The 22,417-nt window shown below is 38.6% G+C and carries 7 protein-coding genes; all 7 read left to right on the top strand.

The annotated features are described in order from the left end of the window. Window positions 1-107: 107 nt before the first annotated feature. Entirely contained in the window at window positions 108-4,055 is a 3,948-nt protein-coding gene (locus EHS13_RS25305) for an InlB B-repeat-containing protein (RefSeq protein ID WP_155703048.1), read from the top strand. Between the two features lie 203 nt (window positions 4,056-4,258). Continuing rightward, a complete protein-coding gene (locus tag EHS13_RS25300) occupies window positions 4,259-6,406 on the top strand; it encodes a hypothetical protein (protein ID WP_155703047.1) in 2,148 nt (715 codons plus the stop codon). Between the two features lie 215 nt (window positions 6,407-6,621). Continuing rightward, entirely contained in the window at window positions 6,622-10,632 is a 4,011-nt protein-coding gene (locus EHS13_RS25295; RefSeq protein ID WP_155703046.1) for a discoidin domain-containing protein, read from the top strand. A gap of 39 nt (window positions 10,633-10,671) precedes the next feature. Beyond that, window positions 10,672-11,010 carry a hypothetical protein gene (locus EHS13_RS25290; protein ID WP_162463249.1) on the top strand — a complete coding sequence of 113 codons (339 nt, stop codon included), beginning with the start codon at window positions 10,672-10,674 and terminating at the stop codon, window positions 11,008-11,010. A 180-nt stretch (window positions 11,011-11,190) separates the two neighbouring features. After that, entirely contained in the window at window positions 11,191-11,622 is a 432-nt protein-coding gene (locus EHS13_RS25285; protein WP_155703044.1) for a hypothetical protein, read from the top strand. Between the two features lie 244 nt (window positions 11,623-11,866). Further along, window positions 11,867-17,299: a tandem-95 repeat protein gene (locus tag EHS13_RS25280; protein WP_155703043.1), complete on the top strand. Its 5,433-nt coding sequence runs from the start codon at window positions 11,867-11,869 to the stop codon at window positions 17,297-17,299. A gap of 182 nt (window positions 17,300-17,481) precedes the next feature. Continuing rightward, a complete protein-coding gene (locus EHS13_RS25275) occupies window positions 17,482-22,326 on the top strand; it encodes an immunoglobulin-like domain-containing protein (RefSeq protein WP_162463248.1) in 4,845 nt (1,614 codons plus the stop codon). Window positions 22,327-22,417 lie beyond the last annotated feature (91 nt).

Here is a 22,417-nt window from a genome sequence, read left to right as displayed (position 1 = left end):
AATAAGTGAATAATTCCCGCATAAGTACTGCATTTTTTAGCGAAATTTAGTATAATATTAAAATCTGTATCTAGAAAATTAAATCTTTAATGTGAGGAAGTTTAAAGATGAGTCTATCTATTACTAAATTTAAAATTAAACCGTTTATTGCAATAATACTTACCTTGGCACTGTTATTTGGCGGGTTGACGTTGCCTAAACAAGTACATGCTGGTGCTTCCTATCCTTACGTTGGTGAAATTAAGTTGTTTCCATATGGAAGAGTTCCAGATAATTGGGTTTATTGCGCAGGCCAAACCTTATCTGTAAGTACATACGCATCACTATTTTCATTAGTCGGGGATAGGTTCGGAGGGAATGGAACTACTACATTCGCTGTTCCGGATTTGAGGGGAACTGAACCCAATGGAGGTGTTGGGTATTATATAGCTTTAGCTGGCGATATTCCCTCATCCTCTAGCCCATCTGGGAATGCAATATTAGGTGAAGCTAGATTGTTTCCGTATAATTTTACACCTGAAAATTGGGTGCCTGCTAACGGCCAAGCATTAAACATCTCACAGAATGCAGTACTCTTTATCTTGTTTGGGAATACATTTGGAGGAGACCCTCAGAGTGATTTCAACCTCCCATTATTGGATCCTATTAAAACAGGTGTGAATTACTATATTGCTACTGCTGGGGTTTATCCCAACAATGGGACAGGGTCTGAATTTGTTGGAGAAATATTAATGCTTCCTTATAGTTATGCCCAAGGTAATCTTGTGAATTTTGCTGAAGGCCAGGTTCTTCCTATTAATCCGAATGCTGCTATATTTTCTTTGTTCGGTATTAAATTCGGAGGTAATGGATCTTCAAACTTTGGTCTACCAAATTTAAGTGCTTCAAATCCTGCTCGATACAGCAATACATCCATTTATCCCAAAATGTATCGGATTATGCTAGCGGGTGTATATCCAAGTATGACAAATAACATATCTCTACCATACCCTAGTGATGATAATTATACTCTTAGCACGAACAGTATAATGAATGTAGTCTCTAGCTTAGGTGTGTTAGCAAATGATAGCGGTGGTGCTAATCTAGCAATTCTACAGAGTGCTCCCAGTCATGGATCATTGATCTTAAATACGGATGGTTCATTCAGTTATACGCCTGAAGTAGGTTACGTCGGTCAAGATAGCTTTACTTACAGAGCCTATAATAACGAAGGCTATGTTATAACAACGGTTATCTTAACACGTCCCGTATCTACTTTTACTGGCGTAACGGCTGGGGGGGTATATAACTATGACCGCACAATAAACTTTGCATATGGAACAGCGCTGTTGGATAATGTATCGTTTTCGAGTGGAAATAGTGTCATCACTGAAGGATTTCATACTATTATTTTTACACCATTTTTCGGCTTAACTTCGACTATTTATTTCACTATAGATAAAACTAATCCTATTATAAGTGGTGTGACGGAAGGGGAAGTTGCCACAACAGTTAAAACAATTACTTTTAACGAAGGAACGGCTACTTTGGACGGTGTGGTTTTTGTGAGTGGCAGTACTGTGAATGTACAAGGCGCTCACGCATTAACTGTAACGGATGCTGCTGGCAACAGTGTGACTCGACATTTCACAATTGCAATCCCACCAAGTACGGTTGTATTTGATAGTAATGGGGGTACAGCAGTAACCAGTCAGAGTGTGGGCTATAATGGAACTGCTTCAGCGCCAACTGTTCCAACAAAAACAGGGTACACTTTTGGAGGCTGGTACTCGGATATTGGGACAACTCAACTAAATAACTTTGGAGCACCAATCACTGGCAGTAAAACCCTTTATGCAAAATGGACGATTAACACGTTTACGGTTAGTTTTAATAGTGATGGAGGAACTCCAGTAACTAGTCAGAGTGTGGATTACAATTCGACTGCAACGGAACCCATTACCCCTCCAACAAAAACAGGGTACACTTTTGGAGGCTGGTACTCGGATAGCGGGACAACTCAACTAAACAATTTTGAGGCGTTGATTACAGGCAGCAAAACTCTCTATGCAAAATGGACGATTAACACGTATACGGTTAGTTTTAATAGTGATGGAGGATCCCCAGTTACCAGTCAGAGCGTGAACTATAACGGAACTGCTTCTGTACCAACTGTTCCAACAAAGACTGGCTACAGTTTTGGAGGCTGGTTTACGGATATTGGGACAACCCAACTAAATAATTTTGGAGCACAGATATCGGACAGTAAAACCCTTTATGCAAAATGGACGATTAACACGTATACGGTTAGTTTTAATAGTGATGGAGGAACTCCAGTAACCAGTCAGAGTGTGGATTACAATTCGACTGCAACGGAACCCATTACCCCGCCAACGAAAACAGGCTATAGTTTTGGAGGCTGGTACTCGGATAGTGGTACAACTCAACTAAATAATTTTGGGGCGTTGATTATAGGCAGCAAAACTCTCTATGCAAAATGGACGATTAACACATATACGGTTAGTTTTAATAGTGATGGAGGATCCCCAGTTACCAGTCAGAGCGTGAACTATAACGGAACTGCTTCTGTACCAACTGTTCCAACAAAGACTGGCTACAGTTTTGGAGGCTGGTTTACGGATATTGGGACAACCCAACTAAATAATTTTGGAGCACAGATATCGGACAGTAAAACCCTTTATGCAAAATGGACGATTAACACGTATACGGTTAGTTTTAATAGTGATGGAGGAACTCCAGTAACCAGTCAGAGTGTGGATTACAATTCGACTGCAACGGAACCCATTACCCCGCCAACGAAAACAGGCTATAGTTTTGGAGGCTGGTACTCGGATAGTGGTACAACTCAACTAAATAATTTTGGGGCGTTGATTATAGGCAGCAAAACTCTCTATGCAAAATGGACGATTAACACATATACGATTAGTTTTAAAAGTGATGGAGGATCCCCAGTTACCAGTCAGAGCGTGGATTACAATTTGACTGCAACGGAACCCATTACACCGCCAATAAAAACAGGTTATACTTTTGAAGGCTGGTTCACGGATAGTGGTACAACTCAATTTAATAACTTTGGTGCACCAATCACTGGCAATACAACTATTTATGCAAAATGGACAATTAAAACGTATTTGATTAGCTATAACAGTAATGGAGGAACCCCAGTAACCAGTCAGAGTGTGGATTACAATTTGACTGCAACGGAGCCTGTTACCCCACCAACAAAAACAGGCTACACCTTTGGAGGCTGGTTCACGGATATAGGGACAACTCAACCCAATAACTTTGGAACCTTGATAACGGACAGCAAAACTCTCTTTGCAAAATGGACGATTAATAAATATACGATAAGCTTTAATAGTAATGGAGGATCCCCAGTAACCAGTGAAAGCGTGGATTACAATTTGACTGCAACGGAACCCATTACACCACCAACAAAAACAGGATATACTTTTGAAGGCTGGTTCACGGATAGTGGGACAACTCAACCAAATAACTTTGAGTCGCCGATCACGAATGATGTTACTTTAAATGCAAAATGGACGATTAACAAGTATACGGTTATCTTTAATAGTAATGGAGGATCTGCAGCCAATGAACAGAATGTGGAATATAACTCCAAAGTTTCAGTACCAGGTGAAATCATAAAAACAGGTTATTCTTTCGTTGGCTGGTATGCAGACATTAACTTGGTTGTTCCATACGATTTTGTGCAAACTACGATAACAGGGATTACAACTCTTTATGCCAAATGGGGTTCACCATCTCAAGCTGAAGTTGCCGTTTCTGTAGCTGAGCTAGAGCAAACTCAAATCTCTGTAAATGCTGCAATAGCATTAGCTGTCAATCTGAATAATGGCTTAAAGAAGGATTCGCTATTGGCGCGTTTACAGGTCCTTCAAGTATTAATTAATAATACCCATTTTGATATTGCCGATCTTGTCTTGTTATGGAAAGTAGGCACCGATCAGCAAAAGGATATAAATCAAGATAATGCAGTTGATAACAAGGATATCCAAATTTTATTACAAAGGATTTCCACTATTGAGCATTAATTTGTATGCATCTGCCAAACTGAAAGCACCGCCAAACGTATTGTTACGTATTGGTTGGTGCTTTTTTTTTATTTTATTGCATGATGTAAATTTTCTGCGAAAAACCGCGAAAATTGTAATATGAATCACAGAATTCTTTGGTAAATGCTAGTATTATCAATACGTTAGGGACTTATGTGTATTGAAAAATGGGGGAATGTATCATGTATTTAAAGTTAACTAAGTTTTTGTTATTTTCATCTTTGGTAGTTTTAACATTAGTAGGTTTTCATATTGAAAAGGCTGCAGCTTCTGTTTCTGTAACTCCAATTGTAATCCAAGCGGAAGTTCAAGCTTCTAAATTAATAGTATTGGAATTAAATGAAGGCCCTTATAATTCGTTTTCTGGTTTACCAGGCGATTTTACTCTAACAGGTGTAGCAAGTAATCCCCTTGTATCTGGGGTTACAATCAGTGGAACACTTGTAAGGTTAACCTTGAGTCAATCAATTGTTGCGACGGATGCACCACTGCTTTCATACTCGCATTCCAATTCAAATATCAGTAATAATTCCTATCAAGAATTGGAAGCATTTGGTCCAAGGAGTGTTCCTTTTGCGCCAGTGCCTACAGCTCTATTTGTGGGGACAAATCGTACTGATCAAATTGTCTTAAATATGACACATAAAATGTCAGGCTATCTATTTGTAGGTGATGATCCCGGAGTGTTTACAATATCGGGGGTAACACATCCAGTAACGGTTACTAACGTACAAATTACAGATTATACAATTACCTTGCAGTTAAGTGGCCAATTAGCTTATGAAGATAAGAATATGGCTATTCATTATGCACCTATTGCCTCAAATAAAGTTACAAACGGAATCTATACGATAGCTGAGATAATTCATGGGGTGACCAATCAATTATTGATTTTACCTGAAGTCTCTGAAGTCATGGCGATTAATTCAAATTCCACTTCTTTCTTCGACACGGGTGATACTATTCGAATTACCTTTAACACACCGCTTTCGAATGTGGGGGATTTAACTAGTTTGCTTGCAGGTACTTCATTCGATCCTCTGGGATTTGGCAGGGTGATAACATGGTCAAATAATGATCAAACAGTAGAGATTATAATAGGAACATACGATAGTGTAAGTCCGTTAATTCAGCTTGGGCAAGCTATTGATTTGGATTATAACAAAATATTTAATTCAATAGGAGATAGCCCAGATGAGGATTTAACAGTCACTCTTCCAGCAACTTTAACAGAGCTTCCTTCCAACGAAGGGATTACAGGTTTTTCTTTCACTGATCTCGATCCACGTGCAAGTTTGCTTAGCGGAACTATTCATTTCGAATCTTCAGCAGACATCAATCTGAGTTATTCTGTTCAAGTAACGAATGCAGCGGTTGAAAATATTTATCAGAATACTGTTGCTCCTGAAGAAACTCTTAATCATAACATTGATATTTATTCAGTCCCATTTAACTCAGTAGCAGGTTTGAAAATCCAAATAAGAACTGTAGATACCGATAGAAATCTAATTGGGCTACCAGTAGAGTTTCCAATAACGGATTTAATCTCAACTGTTGAACCATTTCCAAGCGGAATGAGCGTAGAGATTACAGCAACTGGAGGCGTTAATGTCAGCTTAGGGACGACGAGCTTAATAGTAGATGGAGTCATAGCCTCTGGTCATACTTTGTATGCATCAATTGCAAATGAAGCGGCTGCTACTATACCCCAAATAGGTGCCAATCTCCCAGCGAATTATCCTATTATTTTTTCGGGTGGGGATATTGAACTGGCCGCCAAATCAGGAAATCATGTTTCCATAGTAGAAGTGGATATCACCAAGCAAATTGTCGGATACTTAGATTTAGTGTTGTCTGCTAATGAGATCGGTACTGCAATTACATCTATTGCAGATATTACCCCGATTCTTAATTATGCTAGAAATAGTTTCACGCTTTATTTTTCCTCTGGGCTGGATACAGAGTTTGACTTAACCGAAGCTGATTTTAAAATTTATGCGGGCTCCTTATTCGAAGTTGCAAGTGTCGAATACGATGAAACAGATGCTTCGCGCCATACCATTCTAGTCAAATTAACGGATGCAATCCCACTAAACTCACCGGAAATTTCATTGATCATTAATGGTAGTGCCTATAAAATAGTGGGTAGTTTTCCCAATATGAAAAAGGTAGCAATTCCATTGATCTTTTTTAGTCATATTGATTTAACGGGTAATGGGATTATAGATATTATGGACATTGTAGAAATGATTCACAGTTCATCTTTACAAGTGGATTTAAATCGAGACAACTCGTTTAATCAAGCTGATATGCGAATATTACTTAATTAGATTATTGCGGTCTAAGTTTAATCAGGTCATGTCCGATAGGATTATGGCCTTTTTATAATTTTTTTGTCGAAATAAGGATTATTTTCATAGATTGTGGATTATTTTCATGATAAAATAGGTTTTATTTACTAGTTAATAGAGTGAGTATATTGGACTATGGAACATCAGATTGTACAGAAAATAATTAAATTACATATCAAAAGTGAGGTTTTAACATGGCAAAGAAGGTTAAAGGGTTAGCGGGAAGAACAATGAAGAATATTTCGCGAGTCATGGCAATTACGTTGGTAATAGCGCTGATTGTTGCGGGTTTACCTAGGTTGGTTAATGCTAATTTGGATCCATTGGTTCGGTCAGAATGGTCAGCTTCATCTTCGAGTACGGATGACGAAGAAATACTTGCGTTGCCATTTGATAATGATATAAATACCCGTTGGGACAATGGTCATGCACAAAGCGGTAATGATGAATGGTTTAGTGTAAATCTGGGTTCGGCGACGACATTTAACTCCATATTACTAGACGCCGGTTCTGCCACGGACGATTACCCTAGAAGATACGATGTGTATGTATCCAATGATGGAACAAATTGGGGCGATATTATTGCATCAGGAACACCTTCAACCGCTCAAGTATCGATCACATTTGCTCCGCAAACAGTGCAATATATTAAGATTAGACAAACTGGTATTAGTCTGTCAGGCAGTTTTTGGTCGATTTATGAATTTAACATATTTTTGGATACTAGTGTTGTTACAACAGAACCAGACACAAACCCAACCACAAACGTTGCATTAGCTTCGAATGGGGGAACTGCGAGTGCATCATCGACACACTCAATCGGTTTTAGCGCATCTGGCATAATTAATGGAGACAGGACAGGAGCAGCTTGGGAAAATGGAGGCGGTTGGAATGATCAAAATGGAGATGCTTACCCGGATTGGGTTCAAGTCGGTTTTAATGGAAGTAAAACTATTAATGAAATAGATGTATTTACAATTCAAGATGGTGATTTTGCTGAGAATCCACCTAGCGAACCAACAACTGAAATGCCCTTTAGCGAAGGCGGTATCACTGACTTCATCGTTCAATATTGGAAGGGTAACAATTGGGTAACTGTGACGAATGGCAGTGTTCATGCTAATAATAAAGTATGGAATAAATTCACTTTTTCACCTGTTGTAACAGATAAAATTAGAGTCACTATTAATAATGCATTAAACACTTACAGTCGGGTAATTGAAGTAGAAGCTTGGACAAATGGAAGTTCAACCAATACACCAGCACCAGCAGCTACACCGCTCATTGAAGCAGGCATTACATTTAGCCAATCTGCTGAGGGGTTTCTAACGAATGTTTCAAGAAGCTTATTACCTGAATCAGCAAGGGGATTCTCCAAAATCAGAGTGTATAACAGTTCTACCGCACTTATTCCAGATCAAGTTACTTTAGATAGTTATTCTAATTATAGTGAAAGTTATAATGATTCTACAGGTTATAACTCAGTTGTTTCCAATCGAGGGTTATGGCATTCTTTAGTAATATTATTTGAGAACATAAATAACATCGATACTCCCGTTGCTTATCAAGTTTATGATATCAACATTGCAACTCTAAACACCTACGAAGCAGAGTTTGCTACAATAACTGGTGCAGTTGTAGTACCAAGCAGCTTCACATCCAATGGGAATTATGTTGCAAATATTAATGATTTGAATAGTTCTGTATTGTTTAATGTATTTGTACCAGTAGCAGGAAAATATCCAATGAAAGTAAGTTATGCGAATTATAGTGATGAAGAGACATCAACCCATAGTTTGTCGATAAATCAGGGTGCTGCTGAAACAGTTTCTTATCCTTACACAGGTAATTGGTTTATCAATAGTGTAGGCTCATCAATAACCGTAGACGTCAACTTGAACGCAGGGAATAATACAATCAAATTTGGTAAAGCGTATAAATTTGCGGAACTGGATTATATACAATTGGGTCCGGTACAGTTCCCTGTTCCGGCTGCAACTATCATTGAAGCAGTTATTCTACCCAACGAGCCGTCGCAAATTAAAATAGTTACCAATACAGATTTGTTTGCGAATGGATTTCAGTATAATGATGTTTCTTCACCATCACCTGAATTTGTGGTAACAGGCAATTCAACTGCTATATCAGTTACCAACGTGTCTATATTGGGTAACTCTATTATCTTGACATTGAATCATCCAATTGATTATAGCAATAGTAATATAGCGGTCGCTTTTAACAAGGTTCATGATTCAATCACTAATGAGAATGTTGAATTGGCAGCCTTCCAAATTGCGGTTGCAAACATCACAGCTGGACCTAAGAAAGCACCGACTAATGCGATTACTTTTAGCCAGAATACGAATTCAAATGATAATCTGCTAATAGCGGGTGATTCAGTCATTCTTGCTTTTAATATGGGAATAAGCAATGATCTTAATCAAGCAATTAATAGTATTAGCAATGCTTTGGTTGGGACTAACTTTGCTAATAAAGTAACGGTTACTTCCGTGGGTACTAATGGAGCATCCTATAAACTTACTGTCAAAGCTAATGAAACGGTAAACTTATTAGGCGGTCAAGATATAACAATCTTAAATGGGGATTTGACTGATATAACGAAATCCTACTCTAATTCAGGCAATATTACATTTAGATTGTATGATGATTCGATTAATCCCACTCTGATTTCAACTGCAACCAATTCTAGTGGAAGTGAAATTAATCTTGTGTATAGTGAAGCTATAGATCCGAATCGAATAGACTTAGGCAGGGTTGAAATATTCATTAATGGAGTAAAATTTGATAACGATTTGAATAATCTAACTGCTCAATTAAATCCAAACGATTCCACAAACAGAACCATAACATTGAACATAAAAAATGGATTTAAGTCGGGACAAGTAATCACGCTAAGACTGGATAATATTTCTTTTTATGATCTGAATATGAATGGGTTTGTGGTTCGTTCTGGAATAACCGTTATTAATAATAGTCCATCTAGCATCCCTGTAGAAACGCCAGGTGCACTTTCAATAGTAGATACGGATTATTCCATTGGGAAACTAGGAGGCAGCATTCAACTATATAGAGCTAGTAATGAAGCTGATATCGTAAAATATTCGATTTATTATGCTAATGTCAGTGGGGAGATAATAGATAATAATCCAATAGCAGTAATAAGAGCTAATGGAAACAATTTGTCTTTCCCAATAAGTAATAGTTCTATTAACGGTGCGGTGAAAATTGTAGCCTATGCTCAGAATGCAAATGGCATTGGCTTGAATAAATCCAGCTTTTCGTTTTCTGATTTAGGTGGGTCTAACTTTAACTTGACGGCAAGCTTTATCGATGCATCGATTGATATGGCAGCAGGCAATAAAACGATCAACTTGTCGAATAATACTTGGGTAATCAATGGAATAAACGGAACGGTAAAAGAAGGCTTGAATGCGGATGACCTGATAGTAACTGGGTTACCAAATGGTTTGACTTTAACAGCAGCAAGAGGAGAAGATAATAAGATTATTATTACTCTGGATGGAACAGCATTAGCAGCTGTGACGGAAACAACCAATGTAAATATAGTTGTCAAGGGCAGTGCAGTAACAGAAAACGGAGCAACGGACTCTACAGGCTTGAGCTTGCAATTGAACATTTCAAATGCAGATGTTTCGACCAACTACACGACTATCAAAGCAACAGCGATTGCGTTGGATTTAAACAATCTGATTGCTACAGCTACCGTCTCGAGAAATGTAGAACATCAGGGAAAAGAATATGTTGTTTTCGAGCTCGTAGATAATACAGCGCAACAAACTGTTGGGAGACTGTCTCAAGAGTTACTTGATATCAGTGGAACAGGTGTGAATCAGGTAACTGTCCATTTTAATGAAACTTTACTTAATAACAGTCACAGCTATTCTATAAAAGTGTATGTTGCAGACAGCTTTAATTCGAACTCCCATTCGATTGGTATAAACCTTGCAATAATCAGAACAATAGCTGTTACGACGTTCAGTCAGCTTAATGTTAGCGGGTATGATACGGTTATCGGTATCGATGATATTATTAAAATCCTATCGGGTACAACATCTCAATTTACGGAGCTGCAGAATTTAAACCACGATGACTTAAGTAAACAAACCGATGATATTAAGATTTTATTAGATCAAATAACAGCAAAAACATCAATGCTGAACTAATTAATTAGTAAGCTAGCATTCTATATAAGGGAGTATATTTTGGAGGAAGTAAATACTTGGTGGGACCAGAGCTGCGATTGTTTTCTCGAGCTAATTGAAAAACAGGATGAAAAAGGTGTAGAGCTGTGGATCAAACAATGGAAACGTAAAATTTTAGTGCTCATGGATCAAGCCTGGCAAAAACATCTGGATCATTTGGAACATATTAAAATGGGGATTCATTATCAAGTATGGGGCCAACGCGACCCGATTCTGGCATATGAGCAGGAAACCTGGAAACGATTCACAAAGATGAGTGTTCAAATTCAAGAGCAAATTGGAAGAATGCTGATTAAAGAAGTTACCGATAGGTTATATCTTGAGTCAGAAATTACATGATTAGAGCCTGCTGACGATAATTAATCGTTTTGCAGGTTTTTTGTTAATTTAATTGTCTACTATTAATAGAATTGTAATTTAGACCACAGAAATGAAAAGGATGTTGCGGTAATATAATACATAAAGCATACCTAAATCTTCATTAATCAAAGAGTTACTTCCAAAGGAGAATGATTACAAATGAATATATTCGCAAAAATCAATCAACAGCTCAAAAAGCATGTTGGTAATGGAACAGATTCACTCGATGTTTTCTTTCAAGAAGAAAGAATGCTATTGCCAGTGCCTGAAAAGCAACAGGTTGATGAAATTACACATAACATCGCTAGGCTTAAATTAACAGAACGGTTGCAAATTATTCAAGTAGTTAAAAACTATATGGATGAATTTACAATACCACATATAAGGCTAGAGCCATCATGGACAAGCGGTCATGCGATGGTTAACGAACTGTTCGTTGCTCGAGGGGATCAAAGCTTGATGCGTTGCAATGTTGAGGCTTTCTTTCAAAATCGCTTTACTGGTCTGCGAGAGTTAGTGTATCTAGTAAGTTTAGTAAAATTTGAAGGCGATCGTTGGAGTGTTTTTCAAGTGAAGGAAGTTAATAAATAACTAAATATCAGGCTTGTTTAACAGCTGATTATTCCGGATGGAATATATCAGTTTTTTGCTACTTTAGGACTAGTATATAAGGCTTTTTACTCATTTTTTAAGCAATTCATGACAAAATAATATTAAATTCTACATTTATCGGCTACACTGATATTATGTAGCTTTATGTATAAATTACCCATTATATTAGTTGGTTATAGTGAGTTTATATTATTATATTAATGAAAGAGGGTTAATCATTTCTATGAAGAAATATGCAGGGCTTTTTCTGTTATTCGCATCGCTGGCATTGATTTTACTGAATATTGGAACTAAAACAAGCTTCGCTGCCAATACAGTACTTTCGGATGATTTCTCTACAAGCACGGGTAGTAAATGGACGCGGATTGGGATTAATAACACGCCTACTTATGCAACAGACGGAACTATGCGACTTACTTCCTCTGGGCAAGGACAAGTTGGAACAATTTGGCTAGATCAGAATCAACTGTCAGCGCCTATTCTGCCACCTTATACAGTAACCTTTCGTTTTCTTATTAACGAAGCGGACTCCACTAATGTAGGGGCAGATGGAATTGTCTTCATGTTTAATAAACAGCAAAATTCTACTCCGGTAAGCGGAGGAGGAATGGGTTTTCAAACAGGCAATGGGTATGGTATTGAATTTGATACGTACAGCAACGCTTTTGATCCAAGCTATAATCATATCTCTTTATTTAAGAGCAATCCTGACCATTCAGCAATTGGAACACCTTATCTGGCTCAAGTACAAGATAATACTTTTGAGAATGCACAATGGCATAATGTGAAAATTAATGTAGGTACAGGTAATGTAAAGGTTTATTTAGACAATAATTTAAAATTGAACTGGAGCGGGACCCTTGATTCTACATACAATGGAATCGGACTAACAGCTAGTACGGGTTATTACTACAATAAACAGTCAATTGATGATGTTGTGATTACTAAACCAGCTACAGTAACAGGCGTCAGCTCAACATTGGCAAATGGAGCTTATCCAGCCGGCACGGTAATTCCCATTCAAATGACCTTCAATGATACGATATCGGTATCAGGCGCACCTTATCTTTCATTAAACACTGGACGTAATGCAACTTATATAAGCGGTTCTGGTACTAATACGCTTACTTTTAATTACGCCGTTCAAGCAGGTAATACGACTTCTGATTTGAACTATTTATCCACAGCAGCACTAAGCTTAAATGGCGGAACATTAACAGACAGCTTAGGGAATATAGCTAATGCTGCATTGCCTGCAATCAATGCGGCTGCTAGTTTAGGCGGAAATAAGAATATTATCATTGATTCTACTATTCCAACCGGATCCGTCAATGTGATTAGCGGCAACCCAAACGCAAATACTGTTTCATTAAACCTAACAGCTGCTGATAGTGGCTCAGGGCTTTCCCAAATGAGATTCTCAAATGATAACGCTACTTGGACTGCATGGGAAGCCTACAATACTAATAAAATTTATACGATTCCTGCAGTAACGATTCAGAAGAAAATTTATGTGCAATGGAAGGATTTAGCTGGCAATATTAATTCTACCTATATAGTGACGATTAATTCTCCAGCTGTAGGAAGCAGTTCAGGAGTGAAATCTACGGATGAAGATAGCATATTGTCTAATCAATATCTGACACTTACAAATTTGGATGGCAGAACAATCACGCCTATAATGAGCAGCAATCCAAGTAAAGGGAAAGTTGTAATAAGTATAGTATCTGTCGGTGGTGTTCCTACAATAGCGTATTCCTATACCCCTAATAGCAATGTAAATGGAACTGATTCGTTCAGCTTTAAGGTTAGTGATGGGATTTCGTATTCGAATACCGTGACTGTCTCATTGCTAATCAATGCAGTGAATGATCCGCCAGTGGTGACTGCTAGTAATTTGACCCTCTTAGAAGATGCTGTTATTTCAGGCAGATTAACTGCTGTGGATGTAGACAGTACATTATTGACTTACAGTATCGTGGCAAGTGCGTTACATGGGACTGTTAATTTATCAGCAACGGGCGCTTTCACTTATACCCCCAACTTTAACTATAGTGGGACTGATACTTTTAAATTTAAAGTTGTAGATGAAGGAGCTCTAAGTTCCAATACAGCAACTGTATCTATTGCTATTCAAGCCGTGAATGATGCTCCAGTTGCAGAAGTTAAAACTTATACGATTTTAGAAGATTCAGGTTTATTGAACGGCACTGTGACAGGCACGGATGCGGACCCGAATTCAACATTGTCCTATATCCAAGCCACTAATGGCAATAAAGGTACAGTCCAGTTAGATTCAGGAGGAACTTTTACATATACGCCAAGATTGAATGAGAACGGTGTCGATACCTTCACCTTCCGTGCCAGTGATGGTATTCTTCAATCAGTTCCAGCTACTGTTACTGTGAATATTACAGCTGTAAATAATGCGCCTACGTTCATGAAAGGCTTAAATCAGAAAGTTACCTCAGGCTCTGGAGTACAATTGATTCCAGGCTGGGCAAGTGACATTTCGGCCGGACCATACAATGAAGCCAACCAAACTGTGCAGTTTACTGTTACAAACAATACTTATGATGCGCTTTTCCAGACGCTTCCTGCTATAAATTCTGCAGGTGATCTTACTTTTACTCCAAAAGCTGATGTTGCTGGTACTGCTATTATAACTATCAAACTAATGGACAGTGGAGGCACATCTAATGGAGGTCACAACCAATCACAAGTGCAAAGCTTTGAAATAAAGGTTGAAGATGTATCTTTGAACATTGCGAGTATTGTTGTCAGTCCAGCCAATTGGACACAAGGTGAGGTTACGGTCACAGCAAATGTGTACACTAATTTCCCTATTATTGAGAAGAGCTGGGCTGTTGGTGTTAAACCAATGGATTATTTTATAAATATATCCAATGGCACAAGTACAAACAATGGAAACCAAATGACGGACTTAAGCTTCGAAGTTACTGTGAATGGGACTTATACCATATTCATCAATAATGGTCAGGATCAAGCCATACAACAAGTAATAATTAATCACATAGATAACGATAAGCCGATTATTCTGCTGCGGGGAGATAATGAACTCTTTATTGAAGCGGGTTCTATCTATACTGATCCCGGCGCTGATGTAACAGATAATTCATTACCTGTAGCCATTACCGTGACTGCCTCTACTTATACGAATACAAATGTTTTAGACGATTATCCCATGCAATATAATTTTACGGATATGGCGGGCAATCATGCTGTTACTGTAACTCGGACGGTTCATGTGATTGATACAACAGCTCCAATTATTACGTTGCTGGGCTCTAATCCATTAACTGTTAATGAGCATACCAACTTTAATACTTTGCAATTAGCAGCTTCGGTGGCTGACAATTCAGGAGAAACTATATTAGCTAATCGTACAGGTGATATGCCAGTTTCGGCTAACCCTGGAACCTACACCCTAACCTATACAGCGACAGATAGTAGTAATAGATCAGCTACAGTTACAAGAGTGATTTATGTTCTGGACAACACTGCACCTACAATTACCATAAGTCCCTATTCTAATGCTTGGACTAAGGATGCAGTCACCCTATCGGTAACAATCACCGATGCAGGTTCGACTATTGCAGGTAAATGGGCGGCTGGAGAGCAAACACAAGCCTTTTTCACAGCTGAAAATTCTAATGATTGGCACCTAATTGAAAATGGCAGCTTTACTGTAGCTGAACCCAATTATTACACTCTATTCGCGAAGGATAGCAGTGGTAATCCGACTCTCCTGGTACTAGATATTAATTATATCGATAACGAAAGTCCTATTGGGAGTATAGCAATTAACAATGGTAAGTCGGTGACCGAATTACAGCAGGTGACCCTCCAGCTCGTAGCCAGTGATGTAGGTTCAGGTGTGGAAAAGGTGATGATATCCAATAATCTAAACTTTTTAAATGCTAATTGGCAAAATTTTAGTAATAATTCGGAGCTGACTTGGAATTTAGAGTCTGGTGATGGGACGAAAAAAGTGTACTATAAGTTCAAGGATAGAGTGGGTAATGAGAGTGTACCCAGTATGGCAACTATATTATTAGATACTTTAGGACGTTCTAATCTTAGTGCATTGATTTCGAGCTATATTTTAAATCCTCTTTTCAATCCATTGGTTACGAATTATACAATAAATGTCGGTTATACTGTTGTTTCTGTCGATATGCAGCCCACTCTTGTTGATAATCAAAGCACAATTTCCGTAACAGGAGCCACGTATGAAGCGGGAATGGTTAATATTACCAATCTAGTAAATGGATCAAATCGAGTTACTATTCGAGTAACAAGTGAAGAAGCGGCAATATATAAGGAGTATGTCATAAATATATATAAACAATCTAACATGAATGAGATTACAGGCTTTACTGTAAATGGACAAATTACTCCAACTGTAATAGATGCGGTTAACCATACGGTTACAACTAATGTATATACTCAAACGAATTTGAATGGGTTGATTCCACAGATCACTATATCACCTGGTGCAACGATCAGCTTGAGTCTTAACAATACCAATGATTTTAGAAATGCTGTTCATTATGATGTTACTGCTGAAGATAATACGCTTGTACAATGGACTGTTCATATCCATACTATTCATAATACTTCTACCGATTTGAGCAATCTGTCTATCAATGGCTTTCCGTTCGTTTTTGATCCACAAAATAATAGTTATTCCGTTGATGTAGGTCCTTTAGTAGCTTATATTCCAGTGACGGCGGTTCCGGCAGATTTAACGGCATCTATATCTATGGATAATGGTACAACCTATGAACAAAAAACCGTTACTCAAATGGTTTATTTAGCTAAAGGATCTAATTCCATTCCTATTATGGTCAAGGATACTAATGATTTGACCCAAACCTACCAGCTTAATGTAAATAGATTATCAACATATATCTCTAGTTTATCCATTACAGGCGGTGTTCTATCGCCTAGCTTTAACAGCAGTCAAATTAACTATATTATCCATTCTAGTAAAACGACTTCATTTGTTGATATGGCTATTCCTAACCTCAGTTCCAATGTGAAAATAAGCATTGTTGGAGCGGACTTTACGAATAACGGTTCAGTGTATCATATTGATATAACGAACAAAGCTGACTTTACCATACAGGTAACGAACTTAGAGGGTACCGTGATTCAAGAGCAATATCATTTCAGCATTAACCCGTGGTTAGGGTTTGCAGTCAGCCATGCACAAGGCACAGAAGTGATTCTAAGCTTTAAGGAAGCATTGGATCTTACTACGTTAGCCTCCAATCATTTTACTTTAGCTAATGAACATAATAGTGAAGTGACAATTGCTGCTATTACTTATGAAGCTTTGGATACGGATCATCCGATTATTCATTTGAAGCTAAATGGGGTGCTTACGAATCAAGGAACTTGGCTGCTTATTGTGAATGGGGTAAAAAATTCAGCAGGTGCCTCTATAAATGTAATCTCTTTACCAGTGACTTCTCCAGTTCAAATACTCGAAATACAACAGCGTTTGGATACAGCAAACGACGGAGTTCACATAGATGACATAATTAAACATATGAATACTTTGGAGGATATAACAGGAGATAATGTATTTGATTCCTACGATATTCAATTCATACTGCAGCAGATCTAGGATTATAGATTGTCATATTAAGACTTAGCTGATTTTCTGGCTAGGTCTTTTTAATTATTTTGTTAAAAAAAGTCTAAAAATGTTAACTTTATTACAGAACTTTGTCGATATATAGAGTATCATGGACTATAATTAGAAAAATTTGTAATTGAGATGAGCAGCTTGAAGGGAGATTTATGAGAATGAGGTCATTTAAAAAAAGTATAATCGGAGCTATTGTTATAAGTAGTTTATCTTTAGTATTTAATGGAATTATCGGTGTAGATCATAAAGCATATGCGGACGTTCCAGCTTATTATTCAACTGAGCTTGCAGGAGGGGAAGGTTATTCTCTCTCACTAGCATCCAACGGTACGGTATGGGGCTGGGGCAACAATAGTGGCGGATCATTAGGAGATGGGACGAACACAGATCGGCTTGAACCGGTTAAAGTTGATGGTTTATTGGCGGGGAAAGCAGTAAGTGAAATTTCAGCACGTTATATGCATTCTCTTGCGATTGCAGATGGGTTGGTCTATGGTTGGGGAATCAACAACTCAGGACAATTGGGAGATGCGACGATTAAGGATCGTAATGTCCCTGTTAAAGTAAATTTACCAAGCGGTAAAATATTTTCGCAAATTGCTACCGGTATGACGCATTCGCTCGCATTGACTAGTACAGGAATTTTATATGCTTGGGGAAATAACGATGATGGGCAATTGGGAGATGGGACAACAAACACTCGTGCAACTCCGGTATTGGTCAATGGTCTACCTGGAAAGACGATTATCGCTATTGCAGCTGGTAATCTTCACTCTGTAGCGGTAGCTCAAGATGGCACAGTATGGGCTTGGGGGAATAATTCATCAGGTCAGCTGGGTGATGGCACGAATACTAACCGGAAATTGCCTGTGAAAGTGATTGGGCTTTCAGGTAAAACAGCGATTAAGGTTGCTGCAGGTAATAATCATACCTTGGCATTGGTAGCGGGTGGAACAGTGTGGGGTTCAGGCAATAATTCATCAGGTCAGCTTGGTGATGGAACCACAATCAATCGAACCACATCTGTAAAAGTAAATGGATTATTAAACGGCAAAACAATAATCGATATAACAGCTGAGAATGATCATTCATTGGCACTTCTTAATGACCGAACCATGATGAGCTGGGGAGAAAATGACCAAGGTCAATTAGGTGATGGATCAACATCCTCCAGTAATCTCCCTGTTACTGTGAGTGCATTAGATGGCAAGCTGATTTATAAAATTTCCTCTGGTGCACATCATTCCTTGGCGACAGATGACAAAGGTGTGGTTTGGACATGGGGCGGCAATAACTCAGGAGAGCTTGGTGATGGTAGTACAGTTTCTACATTGACTGCTATTCGATCATTGGCTGATACTACTGTAGCTATTGCAGCAGATAAAACAGCGTTAACGCTTGGTTTTCGTGGAAGTGACAACGCAACAAAAGTAACGCAGGATATAGACCTAACAACAGAAGGTGCCAACGGTTCAACGGTGACTTGGGCTAGTTACAATCCATTAACTGTTGCAATTAGTACATATAGTGCTACCGTAACTCGTCCAACGGATGCTGATGTGACTTTCAATCTAACTGCGACCTTGAAAAAAGGTGACGCAACCACTACTCAGGTGTTTCCTATTAAAGTTTTACAAACGGATGAAGGAGCTGTTGAGACAGCAAGATTAGCGTTAGTTTCTACTTTTTCTGCAATAACAGATGTTACTCAGAATCTGGATTTACCTATAACTGGACTTAATGGCACAACGATAAATTGGTCTTCAGATAATGCGGCAATTGCTGTAGTTGGAACGAAGGGAGTTGTATCCCGGGCGGTTACAGCTGAAGGTGGCATAGATGGTGCATTGGATGTGAATGTGACGCTTGAAGCAACAATCTCTAAAATTGGAACTCCTGACAAAACTCAGGATTTTGTCGTTAAAGTTCTTGATCAAAAGAATAGTGAGGCATTAGCTGAAGCTAGTTCTGCCCTGCTTATAGGTTACACTGGTTCTGAGAGTGCAGCCAGTGTATCACGCAATGTTACACTACCTATTGCTGGATTGAATGGCACTACAGTATCATGGAGCGCCAATCCAACGGGGATAATTGCCGATTCTACAGACCCAACCCACTTAGGGATAGTGACAATGCCAGCAGCAATTACGGTCGTAAAACTCACTGCAACCATCTCGAAGAATGGGACAACAGCAACTAAGGTATTTGATCTAAGCATGTCACAGACTGATGCAGGTGCTGTGGCTCAAACTAAAGATTCCGTTACGCTAATCACTTATAGTGTTGGCTCTTCTGATACGAGAGCAAGCGTTACACAAAGGGTATATTTAAAAACTAGCGATACGAATGGAACTACAATTACTTGGGTTTCTAGTAATCCAGCCGTCATCAGCACTACGGGTTTGGTTACTCGACCTGCAAGCGCTAATGCGGTTGTAACCTTAACGGCAACCATTAAGAAAAATAGTGCTACAGCCACAATTGCTATTCCGCTTACGGTTATAATGACTGATGTTGGAACAATACCAGCAGCCAAAGCAGCGCTTGCTATTACCTATGCTACAGGAGACAGCTTAGCAAAAGTAACTCGAAATTTAAGCCTGCCAGACATCGGTTTGAATGGAACAGTCGTTACATGGGCTTCTAATAAACCGTTAGTAGTGAGTGCGAGCGGTGAAGTTTTCAGACCAACAGACGCTGATGCGACAGTCATTCTAACAGCCAACCTAACTAAAAACTTAGAACACACGACAAAAGATTTTACTTTAAAAATCTTCCAAACAGACCAATCTGCCGTAGCAGCAGCGAAAGCTGCATTAGCTATTAGTTATGGTGTCGGAGATAATGTCGGTGTTTTATTGGGGAAAGCAATTAAGAATATGAAACTAGCTACAGTAGGGACGAATGGGACAACCATCCAGTGGATATCATCTTCCCCTACAGTTATCAGTGCTACAGGTATTGTCACTCGTAATGCGTTTGAAGATGTAACTGTTACTTTAACAGCTAAGATTTCGAAAACTTCTATACCTAATTCTCCTGAAATTGTAGAGAAAAAATTCGATATTATCGTTCCTCAATCAGAGCTTGGTGCTATTATTGAAGATAAAGCAGAAATTGTAATTGGTTTCGGTAGTGGAGATTCAGCAGCAAAGGTTACACAAAGTTTATCTTTGCCTAAAACGGGTCTGCTGAACACGACAGCTATAACTTGGACATCGAGTGCACCGGCTGTTGTTAATCCTTCCTCCGGTGTAGTTAAACGTCCGACTACAGCAGATGCAATTGTCAATTTAACAGCTACAGTTCGTAAAGGTACGGTAGTAAGTACTAAAATATATAAAATAACGGTTCCACAAACAGATGCGTCAGCCTTAGATGCAGCTCAAAGAGCATTAGTCCTAAAATTCTTCAAGGGTGATAATGCGCTGAGTGTGACTAATACAGTGTATCTCACTCCAACTGGATTGAAAGGTACAACAATTGTTTGGAGCTCAGATACTCCTGGAGCGATAGATAATGACGGAGTTGTAAAAAGATTGCCTGATAATAATGCAGTAGTTACATTAAAAGCTACTTTATCTAAAGATGGATCTAGCGTCAGTAAAGAGTTTGTTGTAAAGGTTCCACAAATTGATTCAGGAGCTGTTGCCAATACTAAAGCAGCATTGATTTCATCGGGATTGACTTTTGCACCAGGCGAGACAAAAGCTACAGTTAAAGGTAAAATTACATTGCCAACAAAAGGTAGCAATGGCGCTACCATTACCTGGAAGTCTGATCAGACGAAGGTAGTAAATGCTGCTGGTGCTGTTGCAAGACAGGCAGAGGGTGATACGACTGTTAAGTTGACTGCAACCATTAAGAAGAACGCAGTAATTGATGGAACACAGGAATTCACAGTCAATGTATTACAGTCTGATTTAGGGGTAGCTAATTTAGCCAAAGCCAATGTGGCGATTGGCTACAATAGTGGAGATACCCAAGGCAATGTAACACATAATTTAACGTTACCTTTATCTGGAGACCATGGCACAGTTGTAAGCTGGACTTCAAGCAATGAAGCACTAATTAGTAGTGTAGGTGGCGTTAATCAGGTGTTGGCTAAGGAAACGAATGTAACATTAACTGCTACAATCAAAAAGAATACAAGCAGTGTCAAAGCGACATTTATTCTTACAGTACCTAATGTTGATGTTGATGCAACTGCTGCAGCTAAGACTATACTTGCAATTGGTTACTCAAGCGGAGATAAAGTAAATAATGTTACCAAAGATTTAAAATTACCACTTATAGCTGCGAATAAAGCTGTTGTAACATGGTCATCCAATAATACAGACGTTGTTAGTAATGCTGGAATTGTTACAAGAGATGCTATTGCAGATACTAAAGTGGTCCTAACTGCAACCATGACTATAGCTGGAGCATCATTTAGCAGAGATTATCCAATTATTGTAATTCAATCAGATGCAGGTGCAATAGCTGCTGCCAAGTCTGACCTTGTAGTCAGTTACACTGGACTTGAAACAGATGCAAGAATAACTCAGAATATCGTCTTACTTAAGGTAGGAATTAAAAACACAACGATTACTTGGACCTCCAATAGCCCAGCCATCAATACAGCAGGCGTAATTACGCGACAATTGACAGGGAATAAAACAGTTACACTAATTGCGTCGATTAAGAAAAATGGTTTATCGGATACTAAGGAGTTCGTATTAGTAGTTCCTCAATCGGATCAAGGAGCAGTTAATCAAGATAAAGCTGCTTTAGTCATTGGTTTCTCGAGTGGAGACACTGCACTGGCAGTGAAGGATGATCTTACTCTTGCAAGCAGCGGTACTAGCGGTTCAACCATTACTTGGCTTTCCAGTGATACATCGGTAATAAGCAATAGTGGTATCGTATCACCAGTCGTTGGTAAAAAAATAGCCATTAAATTAACAGCAACCATAACGAAAAACGCTATAACCACTACTAAAGTATTTGCACTAAGTGTTTAATATTGTGTGAAATGTTCATTACCGCTTTGTTCCTCAATTAGAGGGATGAAGCGGTTTTAGTTTTATTTAAACTGCATTCGCCCATTTTTCA

The sequence above is a fragment of the Paenibacillus psychroresistens genome (assembly GCF_009728935.1).
Lineage (GTDB): Bacteria > Bacillota > Bacilli > Paenibacillales > NBRC-103111 > Paenibacillus_AC > Paenibacillus_AC psychroresistens.
This window is presented reverse-complemented; position numbering and strand designations above follow the sequence as displayed.

Coding starts and splice junctions, on each gene's coding strand:
- EHS13_RS25305 (WP_155703048.1), top strand. CDS start 108: ATGAGTCTATCTATTACTAAATTTAAAATTAAACCGTTTATTGCAATA.
- EHS13_RS25300 (WP_155703047.1), top strand. CDS start 4,259: ATGTATTTAAAGTTAACTAAGTTTTTGTTATTTTCATCTTTGGTAGTT.
- EHS13_RS25295 (WP_155703046.1), top strand. CDS start 6,622: ATGGCAAAGAAGGTTAAAGGGTTAGCGGGAAGAACAATGAAGAATATT.
- EHS13_RS25285 (WP_155703044.1), top strand. CDS start 11,191: ATGAATATATTCGCAAAAATCAATCAACAGCTCAAAAAGCATGTTGGT.
- EHS13_RS25280 (WP_155703043.1), top strand. CDS start 11,867: ATGAAGAAATATGCAGGGCTTTTTCTGTTATTCGCATCGCTGGCATTG.
- EHS13_RS25275 (WP_162463248.1), top strand. CDS start 17,482: ATGAGGTCATTTAAAAAAAGTATAATCGGAGCTATTGTTATAAGTAGT.